This window comes from Tsuneonella amylolytica (genome assembly GCF_003626915.1).
GTDB classification, from domain to species: domain Bacteria; phylum Pseudomonadota; class Alphaproteobacteria; order Sphingomonadales; family Sphingomonadaceae; genus Tsuneonella; species Tsuneonella amylolytica.
In genome coordinates this window covers 1,792,961-1,805,532 of record NZ_CP032570.1, presented here as the reverse complement: position 1 = coordinate 1,805,532, position 12,572 = coordinate 1,792,961, and the positions used below count along the sequence as shown (strand labels likewise).

Annotated in this window: 10 protein-coding genes; 5 read left to right on the top strand and 5 right to left on the bottom strand. The window is 67.4% G+C overall.

Annotated elements, in window-relative coordinates; translation table 11 throughout:
• Positions 1 to 34: 34 nt before the first annotated feature.
• A complete protein-coding gene (locus D4766_RS08845) occupies positions 35 to 952 on the top strand; it encodes a zinc-ribbon domain-containing protein (protein WP_120717132.1) in 918 nt (305 codons plus the stop codon).
• Positions 953 to 1,011: 59 nt separating this feature from the next.
• Here the strand turns inward: D4766_RS08845 and ald are convergent, their stop codons facing one another.
• A complete protein-coding gene (gene ald, locus D4766_RS08840; RefSeq protein WP_120717131.1) occupies positions 1,012 to 2,127 on the bottom strand; it encodes an alanine dehydrogenase in 1,116 nt (371 codons plus the stop codon).
• Positions 2,128 to 2,317: 190 nt separating this feature from the next.
• Here ald and D4766_RS08835 point away from each other — a divergent pair, with 190 nt between their 5' ends.
• The 3 genes from D4766_RS08835 (at position 2,318) to D4766_RS08825 (ending at position 5,564) form a co-directional block, all read left to right on the top strand.
• Complete coding sequence (locus D4766_RS08835; protein ID WP_120717130.1) at positions 2,318 to 3,706, top strand: OprO/OprP family phosphate-selective porin; 1,389 nt, start codon at positions 2,318 to 2,320, stop codon at positions 3,704 to 3,706.
• Positions 3,707 to 3,787: 81 nt separating this feature from the next.
• A complete protein-coding gene (locus D4766_RS08830) occupies positions 3,788 to 4,837 on the top strand; it encodes a substrate-binding domain-containing protein (RefSeq protein ID WP_120717129.1) in 1,050 nt (349 codons plus the stop codon).
• Between the two features lie 103 nt (positions 4,838 to 4,940).
• Positions 4,941 to 5,564, top strand: a complete 624-nt coding sequence (locus D4766_RS08825) for a flavin reductase family protein (protein ID WP_162935721.1) — start codon at positions 4,941 to 4,943, stop codon at positions 5,562 to 5,564.
• A gap of 56 nt (positions 5,565 to 5,620) precedes the next feature.
• Here D4766_RS08825 and D4766_RS08820 read toward each other — a convergent pair whose 3' ends face one another.
• From D4766_RS08820 to D4766_RS08810, 3 genes are all read right to left on the bottom strand, one after another.
• Positions 5,621 to 8,191, bottom strand: coding sequence for a TonB-dependent receptor plug domain-containing protein (locus D4766_RS08820; protein WP_199798083.1), 2,571 nt, complete (start codon positions 8,189 to 8,191; stop codon positions 5,621 to 5,623).
• 123 nt (positions 8,192 to 8,314) lie between these two features.
• Positions 8,315 to 10,675: a DNA translocase FtsK gene (locus D4766_RS08815; RefSeq protein ID WP_120717126.1), complete on the bottom strand. Its 2,361-nt coding sequence runs from the start codon at positions 10,673 to 10,675 to the stop codon at positions 8,315 to 8,317.
• A gap of 70 nt (positions 10,676 to 10,745) precedes the next feature.
• Entirely contained in the window at positions 10,746 to 11,294 is a 549-nt protein-coding gene (locus D4766_RS08810; protein ID WP_120718144.1) for a thiamine phosphate synthase, read from the bottom strand.
• Between the two features lie 24 nt (positions 11,295 to 11,318).
• Here D4766_RS08810 and D4766_RS08805 point away from each other — a divergent pair, with 24 nt between their 5' ends.
• Complete coding sequence (locus D4766_RS08805; protein WP_120717125.1) at positions 11,319 to 11,978, top strand: YggS family pyridoxal phosphate-dependent enzyme; 660 nt, start codon at positions 11,319 to 11,321, stop codon at positions 11,976 to 11,978.
• 42 nt (positions 11,979 to 12,020) lie between these two features.
• Here D4766_RS08805 and D4766_RS08800 read toward each other — a convergent pair whose 3' ends face one another.
• A complete protein-coding gene (locus D4766_RS08800) occupies positions 12,021 to 12,545 on the bottom strand; it encodes a hypothetical protein (protein WP_162935720.1) in 525 nt (174 codons plus the stop codon).
• Positions 12,546 to 12,572 lie beyond the last annotated feature (27 nt).

Below are 12,572 nucleotides of genomic sequence, written 5' to 3'. Positions count from 1 at the left end.
GCGCGCTGCGGCAGGCCGTAGGAATCGCGTCGGAATGATCATCGCCTGCCCTGCGTGCTCGACGCGTTACGTCGTGCCGGACAGCGCCATCGGCGCGGAAGGGCGGACCGTGCGCTGCGCGAAATGCCGCCACAGCTGGCATGTCGACGGCCCGGTGCTCGACCTGGCGGAGATGGCCCCGCCGCCGCCCGCACCCGCTCCTGCTGCACCCGCACAGCAACCGGAGCCGCGCCCGGCCGCCGTTCAGCGCCCCGCCCCGCCGCCCGCCGCGCCGCCGGCCTTCGACGAGCGCCCCGACGATGCGCTGTCCGGCCCGCCCGCGGATGTGTCGCCGCGCCGCCTTTCGGAAGAGCCGTTAGACGAACCCGAGGCCCGCCCCGATCCACGCCCTGTCGCGGCAACCTATTCCGATGACGACCTGCCCCCGCCCACCGTCGTAGAGCGCGAACGCGCTGCCGAGCCGGAGCCCGAGGGTTACGGCGAGGAAGTCTCGCAGTTCGACTACGCCCCGCCGTTCCGGCCGCGGCGCAACATGATGAAGGTCTGGACGATCGCCGCCGCGCTGTTCGCTGCGATCGCGCTCGGCACGGTGGCGGCGGTCAGCTACTGGGGCCTGCCCGACTGGGTGCCGATCAGCCGGCCGACCTTCGCGCTCGGCCAGCGCGACCTGGTGCTCGATTTCCCGCGCGACCAGCTCGACCGGCGAACCCTGCCCGACGGGACCGAGTTCTTCGGGGTCAGCGGCACGGTCAAGAATGTGGGCCGCGAGACACTGCGCCTGCCGCCGGTGCTGATCGTGATGAGCGACGCGCGCGACCGCAAGGTGTTCAGCTGGGAAATCGCCCCGCCCAAGGCCACGATCGCGGCGGGCGAGACGGTCACGATTAACCAGGCCGTGACCGACGTGCCCAAGTCGGCCCGCTTCGTCGACATCGGCTGGAAGCCGACCTGACGAGGACCACTGGAAGCCGACCCTATCGAAAGCGGGCCGGCCCCGGTAAAGCCAGCGCGTCAGGCCAGCGCGTCGGCCAGTTCGTACCACTCGTAGCCGAGCTCGTCGGCGACCGCCTTGTAGGTCACCCGGCCGGCATGGACGTTCAGCCCTTCGGCAAGGTGCGCGTCGCGCCGCAGCGCTTCCTTCCAGCCCAGTTCGGCAATCCGCAGCGCGTGCGGCAGTGTCACATTGTTGAGCGCGTAGGTGCTGGTGCGCGCCACCGCGCCCGGCATGTTGGCGACGCAGTAATGCACCACGTCGTCGACCACGTAGGTCGGCTCGGCATGGGTGGTGGGCTTGCTCGTCTCGAAGCAGCCGCCCTGGTCGATCGCCACGTCCACCAGCACGCTGCCGGGCTTCATGGTCTTCAGCATCTCGCGGGTGACGAGCTTGGGCGCGGCGGCACCGGGGATCAGCACCGCGCCGATCACCAGGTCGGCCTCGCTCACCGCTTCTTCGAGATTGGCCTTATTCGAAAAGCGCGTGCTCGCCCGCGCTTCGAAGAAGGTGCCGACCTTTTCCAGCACTTCGGGATCGCGGTCGAGGATGGTGGTATCGGCGCCGAGGCCGGCGGCCATCTGCGCGGCGTTGAAGCCGACCACGCCGCCGCCGATGATCACGACCTTGCCCGGCATCACGCCCGGAACGCCGCCCAGCAGCACGCCGCGCCCGCCGTGGGCCTTCTCCAGCGCGGTCGCGCCGGCCTGGATGCTCATGCGGCCGGCAACCTGGCTCATGGGCTTGAGCAGCGGCAGCTGGCTGCCCGGCCCGGTTACGGTTTCGTAGGCGATGGCGGTCACGCCGCTTTCGACCAGTTCGCGGGTCTGGTCGGGATCGGGTGCGAGATGCAGATAGGTGTAGAGCACCTGCCCTTCGCGCAGCATCGCGCGCTCGGCCGCCTGCGGTTCCTTGACCTTCACGATCATCTCGCAGCCGTCGAACACGGTCCTCGCATCGGGCTGGATCTGCGCCCCGCAGGCGCGGTAATCCGCGTCGGTCGCGCCGATGCCGAGGCCGGCGCCCGACTGGATCCAGACCTCGTGCCCATGCGCGGTCAGTTCGCGCGCCGATTCGGGAGTGAGCCCCACCCGATATTCGTGGTTCTTGATCTCGCTGGGGCAACCGATGCGCATGATAACTCTCCGCAAATGGGGAAGCGTCCCCACGTGCGCGGGCCGTTACAGTTGCAACCGGTTCCCCGCAAGCGCCATGGGGACCGGCGCCATTCCGCGCGGCTATCGGATTTGTCGTCACGCAGTTGTCACACATCCCGACTAGGCGCGCTGGCGAACGACACATTCCTGTCATGAGGGACACACGAAAGTGACCGCGAACCGTCTTTCGATCTCGACGCTTGCCGTCGCCGTTGCGGCCGGCTGGGCTGCCCCCGCCGCCGCGCAAGACGATGCCGCCGTCGCCCGCGAGATCGCCGCGATGCGCGCGCAGATGGCCGCGATGGCCAGCCGCATCGATATGCTGGAAGCCGAGCTCGAGACCGCGAAGGCGCAGCCGTCCCCGCCCGCCCCCGTCGCTGTCGCCGCAATAGCTCCGATCCCCGCTCCGGCCCCCGCCGCCGAGACCAAGACCGCCTGGAAGGGCGCGCCCGAGTTCACGACCGCCAGCGGCTGGAGCTTTAAGTCCCGCGGCCGCATCCAGGTCGATGCCGGCAACCTGTCGGCACCGGACGGGATCGTCGACACCGCCACCGGCTTCGGCAGCGAATTGCGCCGCGCCTATCTTGGGTTCGATGGCAAGATCCCCGGCGGCTTCGGCTACCGCGCCGAAATCGACGTCGCCGCGAGCAGCGTCGAGATCACCGACCTCTACCTCACCTACGAGGCGTCGAAGGAACTTGGCCTCACGGTCGGCCAGCACAAGCCGTTCTGGGGGCTGGAAGAACTGACCAGCGACCTGTTCACGACGATGACCGAGCGCGCCGCGATGAACACCGCGTTCGGGTTCGAGCGGCGCTTGGGCGCAAGCGCCACCTATTCGGCCGGCGATGTCGTCGTGCAGGCCGGCGCCTTCACCGACAATGTCGCCGACCTTAACGACGACGGCAACAACTCGGTCTCGCTCGACGGGCGGGCGGTCTTCGCGCCGAAACTTGCCGGCGGCCAGTTGCACCTCGGCGGGTCGGTCCACTGGCACGACCTCAACGATTCGGCTTCCAGCGTGCGATACCGCGTGCGGCCGTTCATCCACACGCCCGACATCCGCTTCATCGACACCGGCAATCTCTCCGCACGCAGCGAGCTCGGCTACGGTCTCGAGGCGGCGTTCATCAAGGGGCCGTTCCACGTCACCGGCGAAACGCACTGGCAGCGGGTGAACCGCCCCGGCGCGCTGACCGATCCGACGTTCTTCGGCGGTTATGCAGAAGCCGGGGTATTCCTGACCAAGGGCGACACTCGCGGCTACAAGGGCGGCACGTTCGACCGGGTGAAGCCAGCCAATCCGGTCAGCAAGGGCGGCATGGGCGCCGTGCAGTTCAACGTGCGCTACGACTATCTCGACCTAGTCGACGGAGGCGTAGTCGGCGGCCGCCAGAACGGCTACGAGGCCAGCCTGATCTGGACTCCGATCGACTACGTCCGCTTCGTGCTGAACTACGGCCATGTGGTCTATTCGGATGCCGCCATCCCTGCCGCGGGCGGCGACCGGAACTACGCCGTCGACGCCGTCGGCATGCGCGCGCAGATCGATTTCTGATATCGCCAGAAACCTGTCATTCCCGTGTCACAAAGCAAGGCTAGCGGCGCGGGCGACCTGAAACAGAGGGCACCAATCCAAATGACCAAGTTCACCACCATCGCGCTCACCGCCATCTCCACCCTCGCGCTCGCCGCTTGCGGCGGCGCGGGCGGCGATGCCGGCGGCAGCCGCGATTCGATCCGCGCGGTCGGTTCGAGCACCGTCTATCCCTTCGCCAAGAAGGTCGCCGAGGATTTCGTCGCCGCCAATGCCGGCATGAAGAGCCCGCTCATCGAATCGACCGGCACGGGCGGTGGCATCAAGCTGTTCTGCGCCGGCATGGGTCCGTCGACCCCCGACATCGTGAACGCCAGCCGCCGCATGAAGGCGAGCGAGTTCGAGGACTGCAAGAAGAACGGCGTGACCGACGTCGTCGAAGTGCAGGTGGGCCTCGACGGCATCGCCTTCGCCTCGACCAAGGGCGGCATCATGATGAATCTCACCCCCGAGATCGTCTACAAGGCGCTGGCCGCCAAGCCGTTCGGCAAGGACCAGACCGCCAAGACCTGGCGCGACGTCGACCCCTCGCTGCCCGCCGAGCCGATCCTCGTCTACGGGCCGCCGTCCACTTCGGGCACGCGCGACGCGCTGAAGGAACTGATCCTCACCAAGGGCTGTGAAAGCGACCCGGCGATGAAGGCGCTGAAAGACAGCAACAAGGACCAGTTCGAGCAGGTCTGCACCGAAGTCCGCTCGGACGGCGCCTATGTCGACCAGGGCGAGCAGGACAACCTGATCGTGCAGAAGATCGAGGGCAATCCCAAGGCCGTGGGCGTCTTCGGGTTCTCCTACCTCGAGGAGAACATCCAGAAGCTGCAGGATCTGCCGATGAACGGGGTCGAGGCGACCTACGACAACATCTCGAACTTCACCTACCCCGGCGCGCGCCCGCTGTACGTCTACTACAAGAAGCAGCACGTCGGCGTGATCCCGGGTCTCGGCGAATACATGGCCCAGTGGGCCAAGAGCTGGGGCAAGGGCGGCCCGCTGTCGAAGATCGGCTTCGTCGCCGCGCCGGACGACGTCCAGGCCGCCGCCACGCAGGCCGCGACAGGCGGCACTGCGATGACGGGTGAAGGCCTCAAGTAAGCCGCGCCCGACAGGACCGTATGCGAGAGACCCCGCCGGAGCGATCCGGCGGGGTCTTTTCGTTCGGGGCCGGGCGGCCCATCTCTCGGCGATGCAATTCACGATGGCAGAGCTCGACCCGGCGACCCGCTACAAGCTGCTGGTCAACACCGTCCACCCGCGCCCGATCGCCTGGATCGTCAGTACCGGTTCGGGCGGCATGGTGAACGCCGCGCCCTATTCGTTCTTCAACGCGATGGGCGGCACGCCCCCGCTGGTAGCCATCGGCATCGGCGCCGACGATGTGCGCGCGGGCGAGGCGCGCAAGGACAGCCTGCGTAACATCCTGGACACCGAGGAGTTCACCATCGCGCTGGTGGGCGAGGATCAGGCCGAGGCGATGGTCCTTACCGCCGCCGACGCCCCGGCGGATGCGAGCGAGGCGAAGGCAGTGGGCGTCGCCCTCGTGCCATCGTCGCTCGTCGCCCCGCCGCGCATCGCCGATGCGCCGGTCGCCTTCGAATGCCGCCTGTGGCGCTTCGTCGAAACGCACGATCGCGGCGGCATCGTGATCGGCGAGGTGCTCGCGACCCATATCGACGACCGCTTCGTGGGCGACGAGGACGGGCGCCTGCGCATCGACGCCCCGGCGATGAAGCTCGTCGGCCGCGCGCACGGGGCCGGCTGGTACTGGCGCGGCAGCGACCGGACGAAGATCGACCGCGTGCGCTGGCCGCTGGAGGACTAAAACGAAATCCCCGCCGGCGGCAACCGGCGGGGCATCGCGTAGTTCGTTCGTCGCCGTCAGAAGTCGAGCGCGATCCGGCCGTAGACGAACCGCCCGCTGAACCCGAACGGCGACTGCGCGGAATACGGCAGGAAGCTGTTGTTGAGCCCGTAGTTGTAGCCGTTCACGGTCCCGAACGGCAGGCGGTCGGGATACTCGTCGAGGAGGTTGTTGGCGCCCACCGCCAGCTCCAGCCCGTTGCCGGGCTGCACGCGCACTTCGGCATCGACGATCCACTTGGGCGACAAAGTGATGTCGCCCGGCGCCGCGCCCTTCTCGATTCCGATGTCGTTGACGTTGCCCACCGGCAGGAAGACCTTGCCGTAGCGGTTGGCGCGCAGGGTAAAGCCGACCGGCTCGTAATCCCAGTCCAGACCGAGGTTGAGCTTGTTCGACGGTTGCCCGTCGGTCAGGCGGAAGCTCTCGGGCCGCGCGAACAGGCGGGCCGCGGTGAACCCGCTGAAGGTCTTGCGGTCGGTGATCTTGGTATCGTTGATGTTGAAGCCGGCGGTCAGGCTGACCCGGCCGAAGCCGAAGTCCGGCACGCGGTAGTTCGCAACCACGTCGAGACCTTGTGTGCGGGTATCGACGCCGTTGATGAAAAACCGCCCCGATGTGCCGACCACGCCCGCCGCCTGCAGGATCGCCACCACGTCGGCCCCTTGCAGGTTCTCGGTCAGCACGATGCGGTCGTTGATCTTGATGTTGTAGTAATCGACCGTGAGGTTGAAGCCCCGCACCGCGGTGAAAACCACGCCGCCGCCGATGTTGACCGACTTTTCGGGCTCCAGCGGCTGCGCGCCGAGTGCCACCGCGATGGGCGAGCTGACCGGGAAGGTGCCGATCTCGATCAGGCCCACGCCCGCCACGTTGTTGGTGGACGTGGTCGAGAAGTACTGCTGCGCCATGCCCGGCGCGCGGAAGCCGGTCGAGATCGATCCGCGCACCGCGATGCCGTCCACCGGCTCGATACGCCCGGCCAGCTTGCCGTTGAGCGTGCCGCCGAAGTCGGAGAAATGCTCGTACCGGCCGGCGGCCTGCACGTTGATCATGTCCGACAGGTCGGCATCGAGCTCGAGGTAGGCGGCGTAGCTGTCGCGCGAGGCGTCGACTTCGGTGCTGGGCGAGAAGCCCGGAAACACCTGGGCACCGGGCGCCGCGCCGTTGGAGAAGGTGTAGGGACCGGCCACGTAGCTGAACCGGTCGCCGCGCACGATCTTGTAGTTCTCGTTGCGGTATTCCAACCCGGCCGCGATCGACGTGTCGCCGAGGCCGAGATCGATCGCGCGCTGGGCGTCGAAGTTGATCGAGGTCTGGCCCGAACGCAGGCCGCCGGCGTAGAAGCGCCGCGGGCTGACCGCCCCGCCGAGCGACGTGTTGACGCTCTCCTCGACGTGGTAGTTCAGCCGATTGGTGCCGTAGTTGCCCGACAGGTCGACGTTGAAGCCGGCAAGATCGCCGCGCACGCCGACGACCGCCGCGATATCCTCGATGTCGCTCACGATCAGCGGCAGGAAGCCGTCGGCATAGATCGGCCGGCCGCCGTTCGAATAGTCGATGTTCCGCGCGTCGAGCGAGCGGCGGTAGAAGCCCGCGCCGTTGCCCTGCCGGTTGCCGTAGCTGGCGAATTCGTAAAGCTCGAACCCCGTGTCGAACAGCGGTGCGCCGGCGTTGATGAAGAAGTTGTAATCCTGCGACTGGCCGTCGCCGTAGCGGTGGCTGAACCGGTCGAAGGTGAGTTCGCGCGGGTCGTTCGCTGGCGCGTACTGGCGGCGGATGTCGGGGCCCGAACGGTTGGTGGGGTCGCGGTCCTTGTATTCGGCCGTGACGTTGAAATAGCCGTCGCCCACCGGCACGCCGATGTTGGTGGCGAAAGTCCAGGTGTCGCCGTCGCGGCGCTTGCGCTCGTCGCCGTAGGCGATCGTCGGATCGCTGGTGCCGTTGGTGGTGACGCCGGCCACGTCGAAGACGTCCTCCAGCGTGGTGATGTACTTGCCGTAGGTCGCCACGGCCCGCCCGCCGGGGCGACGCTTGAGCTGGATGTTGATCACGCCGGCGATCGCGTCGGAGCCGTATTGCGAGGCGGCGCCGTCGCGCAGCACCTCGATCCGGTCGATGGCGATCGCCGGGATCGTGTTCATGTCGACGCCGGCCGAGCCGCGGCCGACCGATCCGTTGAGGTTGAGCAGCGAGGAGATGTGCCGCCGCTTGCCGTTTACCAGCACCAGCACCTGGTCGGGCGAAAGGCCGCGCAGCGTCGCCGGACGCAGCGAGTCGGTGCCGTCGGTCAGCGAGGGCTGCGGAAAGTTGAACGAGGGGACGAGGTTGTTGAGCAGCCGGTTGGTTTCGGTCGTGCCCGAATGCTGTAGCGCCTCGTTGGAGATGACGTCGATCGGCACCGCACTGTCCGCCACGGTCCGGTCGATACGGCGGGTGCCGGTGACGATCAGCTGGTCCTGCGGGGCGGCCTCGCCCTGTTCGGACGCGTCGGTTTCGCCCGGAACGTCCTGTGCCATGACGGGCTGGGTGTAGGACAGGGCAAGAGTTGCGCCGGCAGTGCCGGCGAGCAGGGTACGACGAAACGACATGAACTTTGGCCTCCCAACCAGGAAACCGAAAGTTACGCCGCTTACCACCGTCTACGCAATAATCTGGCGAAGCACCTGTAACGAATTAGCGTTTGTGTTGCAGTTGCGTAACAATACCGGCGGTTACAGCGGATTGCCATCCCGGTCCCGGTAGACCTCGCGGCGGCCGACGTGGTTGGCAGGGCCGACGAGGCCGTCCTCCTCCATCTTCTCGATCCACTTGGCGGCAGTGTTGTAACCGACGCCCATTTGCCGCTGCAGCCACGATCCCGACGCCTTCTGGTGCTCGAACACGATCTGGCACGCCTGCCGGTACTTGCGTTCCTCCGGATTGTCGGACGCGGTCAGCTCGTCGTCGAAGCTGAAGCCCATGCCCTCTTCCGGCTCCTCGGTCACGGCGTCGACGTAGTCGGGCTTGCCCTGCCCCCGCCAGTGCTCGGCGACCTGCTCCACCTCCTCGTCGGACACGAACGGGCCGTGCACGCGCACCAGCGCGCCGGTGCTCGGTTTGTAGAGCATGTCGCCCTTGCCCAGCAGCTGTTCGGCGCCCTGTTCGCCCAGGATCGTGCGGCTGTCGATGCGGCTGGTCACGTTGAAGCTGATCCGGGTCGGCAGGTTCGCCTTGATGACGCCGGTGATGACGTCGACCGAGGGGCGCTGGGTGGCCATGATGAGGTGGATGCCCGCCGCGCGGCTCTTCTGCGAAAGGCGCTGGATCAGCACCTCGATCTCCTTGCCGACGGTGACCATGAGGTCGGCCAGTTCGTCGACGATCAGCACGATCTGCGGCAGCGGGGCGTAATCGAGCTGTTCTTCCTCGAACAGCTCCTCGCCGGTGTCGGGGTCGAACCCGGTCTGCACCCGGCGGCCGAGCGGCTTGCCCTTGGCGATCGCGGTCTTCACCCGTTCGTTGAAGCCGGCGATGTTGCGCGCGCCGATGCTCGACATCATGCGGTAACGGCGCTCCATTTCCTCGACCGCCCACTTCAATGCGCGGACCGACTTCGCCGGCTCGGTCACCACCGGGCTGAGCAGGTGCGGAATATCGTCGTAGCTCTTGAGTTCGAGCACCTTGGGATCGATCAGGATCAGGCGGCAATCCTCGGGCGTGAACTTGTAGAGCAGGCTGAGGAGGATGCAGTTGAGGCCCACCGACTTGCCCGAGCCGGTCGTGCCCGCGACCAGCAGGTGCGGCATCGCGGCGAGATCGGCGACGATCGGCTCGCCCGCGATGTCCTTGCCGAGGATGATCGGCAGGGATCCCTTGGCGTTCACGAAGGCGTCGCAGGCGGCCAGCTCCTTCAGGGCCACCATCTGGCGGTCTGCGTTGGGCAGTTCGATGCCCATCACGGTCTTGCCGGGGATGGGTGAAACGCGCGCGCTGATCGCGCTCATGTTGCGGGCGATATCTTCGGCAAGGCCGATGACGCGGCTTGCCTTGATGCCGGGGGCGGGCTCCAGCTCGTACATGGTCACCACCGGGCCGGTACGCACGGCGGTGATCTCGCCCTTCACGTTGAAGTCGTCGAGCACGGTTTCGAGCAGACGCGCGTTGCGCTCCAGCGCCAGCTTGTCGAGCTTGGGCGCGGTATGCGCGGGCGGTTCCTCCAGCAGGTCGAGGCTGGGGAGCTGGTAGGTCGCGAAGAGATCGGTCTGCGCCTTCTTGCCGGCGGGCTTGGCCACCTTGGGCGCGGCGGCGGGGTCGGCGATCTCGGGCGCGCGGCGCTCGGCGATCTGCGGCAGGGCCTCGTCCTCGGGCGCCTCGACCTTGCGCGCACGGCGCTTGGGCACGAACGGCAGGTCGATTTCGGTGAGCTGCGGCGGCATCGCAGGCGCACGGCGGAGGAATTGCGGCAGCGTCAGCAGCGCCGCCCAGTCGAGCGCGAAGACCCGGGTGATGCCCACGACCCCGCCCGCCAGCGCGGCCAGCGCGAGCGCCAGGATCACCCAGCCCCGCGCCCCCTCGCCCAACCGCGAGGCGACCGCCTCGACCGCGCCCGCGCCGAGGAGGCCCGAAATGCCGCCCATCCCGGCTGGCAGCGAGCCGCCCGGCCCGTCGAACGCGAGACTGAGCACCGTGCCCAGCAGCGCCATCGAACCCAGCAGCAGCCCGAGCGGGCGCCACCAGCGGGTGCGGTCCTCGCGGTCCTCTTCCTCCACCTCGCGCCACAGCTTGCGCGCGGCGACGTAAAGCAGCGGGAGGAGCAGGATAGCGGTCCAGCCGAACAGGAAATAGGCGCGCTCGGCCGTCCAGGCGCCGCTCGCGCCCATCCAGTTCGCGACGTCGTCGCCCGCCGCAGCGGTCGAGGCGCTGGGATCGGTGAGGGTGTAGCTGGCGAGCGCGAGGCCCAGGAACAGCATCGCCGCAAACAGCCCCGCCGCCCCCGCGATCTGCCCGGCACGCCGCAGCGAACGGCGAAACGCCGCGCGCCAGTCGGTCGCCGGCGCCCGTCCCGTGCCGCGATCCATCGCGCGTGTGGCCATCGTCGTTTACCCCTCGAACCGTCGGTGGGGGTTATCGCAGGTGCGGGACTCGCCCGTCAATCCTAGAGCGTCATGACGCCTGCTTGAGCGCCAGCCCGTCGATCGCGGCCCAGCGGTTCCAGCCGAGTTCGCGCGCCCGGTCGGGGTTCATGCCGCCCAGCGCGATCACCGGCATCTCCGCCAGCGCGGCGAGCGCATGGAAGCGTTCGGGGCCGAGCGGGACGGTATTGGGGTGCGTGCGCGTGGCGAACACGGGGCTCAGCATAACGGCATCGGCGCCGGCCGCGTTGGCATGGGCCATCTCCTCGGCGTCGTGGACGGTGGCGATGCGCAGCAGCTCGGGCGCCTCGCCCACCGCTTCGGGCGGGCCGTAGGATCCGGCAGCGCCCCATGCCTTCGCCTGATCGTCGCTCCCCGACAGGATCAGCAGGTGCCGCCCTTCCTCGACCAGCGGGCGCAATTCGTCGAACCGCGCGCGGCGGCTTTTGGGGTCAAGGTGGTAGTGGCGGAACACGAACGCCGACCATTCGGGCAGCGCCCGCAGCGCGCGGGGCAGCAGTTCGTCGTTGCGCGCGTCGGAGAGCAACCAGAGGTTCGGGAGGGTATGGCGCAGGCCCATGACCCCGCTATAGCGCACCCCGCCATGAACGCAGCGTTAGTCCTCGCCGAAATCCACGACCGCATCGCGAAAGCCTGCGCCCTCGCCCGCCGCGAGCCTGACGAAGTGACGCTGGTGGCGGTCAGCAAGACCCACCCCGCCGATGCGATCGCCCCCCTGCTCGAGGTGGGCCAGCGCGTGTTCGGCGAGAACCGGGTGCAGGAGGCGGCTGCCAAGTGGCCGGAGCTCCGCGAGCGTTACGAAGGCGTGGACCTTCACCTCGTCGGCCAGCTCCAGTCGAACAAGGCGGAGGATGCGGTACGGGTGTTCGACTGCATCCACTCGCTCGACCGCTCGAACCTCGTCACGGCGCTCGCGAAGGCGTTCGACAAGACCGGGCGACAGGTGCCGTGCTTCGTCCAGGTCGACGTCGGCGAGGAACCGCAGAAGGGCGGCTGCCCGGTCAAGGAACTGCCCGCCCTGCTCGCCCAGGCAAGCGACGCGGACGTGCCGGTGATCGGCCTGATGTGCGTGCCCCCCGCCGATATCGAACCCGCCCCCTTCTTCGCCTTCCTCGACAAACTCTCCCGCGACGAGGGGCTGGACGGCCGCAGCATGGGCATGAGCGGCGACTTCGAGACGGCGGTCAAGCTGGGCGCGACGCACGTGCGGGTGGGGACGTCACTATTCGGGGGGCGGAAGTAGGTTTCTTTCTCGACCCCAATTCTTCATTTCGTGACCGAACTTTTAGACATCCGAACGCGGAATGCGAAGTGCGGTCATGGCCTTCTCGATCGCGAGCGCGCATGAATGCACGAAATCCACATCGACTGAAATCAATCCAGGTATTTCGCTGACATCCCCCTCATCGAAGAAATATTGATCTTTCCCTTTAACACGGAAGGGCAGCCCCTCCTTCTTCAGCAATCGCTCGTAGCTATCGCCGTAGCCATGCTTCAGAACGTTGATGGCTAGTCGGAATGCCAGGAACTCGTTTGCGACCGAAGCCGCCCCGATTTTCCGAAGCTTATCGTCTAATTCACGGAAGGGTGAACTCCAGTCACGAGTTTGTTCGAGAATGCCTTCCAACATCGAGAAGCCGCCGACAGCGACCATTACCATTTGCATTCGAGCCGAACGGGAAGCGTTTACAGTGGCGCTGCTACCGTCGTCGCTATGGTGCTCAGAAGTGGCATCTGCATCACGCTGGAAGGATGTAGCAGTGGCCTGCATGGTCGCAACGATCAGTTGCCAAGAGCTGTGTGCTGGCATTTCTAATCGGGTCCTCTGCGACAATAA

What these genes read in the sequence shown, in the direction of transcription:
- D4766_RS08845 (WP_120717132.1), top strand. Translation starts at nt 35, where the DNA reads ATGATCATCGCCTGCCCTGCGTGCTCGACGCGTTACGTCGTGCCGGAC.
- ald (WP_120717131.1), bottom strand. Translation starts at nt 2,127, where the DNA reads ATGCGCATCGGTTGCCCCAGCGAGATCAAGAACCACGAATATCGGGTG.
- D4766_RS08830 (WP_120717129.1), top strand. Translation starts at nt 3,788, where the DNA reads ATGACCAAGTTCACCACCATCGCGCTCACCGCCATCTCCACCCTCGCG.
- D4766_RS08825 (WP_162935721.1), top strand. Translation starts at nt 4,941, where the DNA reads ATGGCAGAGCTCGACCCGGCGACCCGCTACAAGCTGCTGGTCAACACC.
- D4766_RS08820 (WP_199798083.1), bottom strand. Translation starts at nt 8,191, where the DNA reads ATGTCGTTTCGTCGTACCCTGCTCGCCGGCACTGCCGGCGCAACTCTT.
- D4766_RS08815 (WP_120717126.1), bottom strand. Translation starts at nt 10,675, where the DNA reads ATGGCCACACGCGCGATGGATCGCGGCACGGGACGGGCGCCGGCGACC.
- D4766_RS08810 (WP_120718144.1), bottom strand. Translation starts at nt 11,294, where the DNA reads ATGGGCCTGCGCCATACCCTCCCGAACCTCTGGTTGCTCTCCGACGCG.
- D4766_RS08805 (WP_120717125.1), top strand. Translation starts at nt 11,319, where the DNA reads ATGAACGCAGCGTTAGTCCTCGCCGAAATCCACGACCGCATCGCGAAA.
- D4766_RS08800 (WP_162935720.1), bottom strand. Translation starts at nt 12,545, where the DNA reads ATGCCAGCACACAGCTCTTGGCAACTGATCGTTGCGACCATGCAGGCC.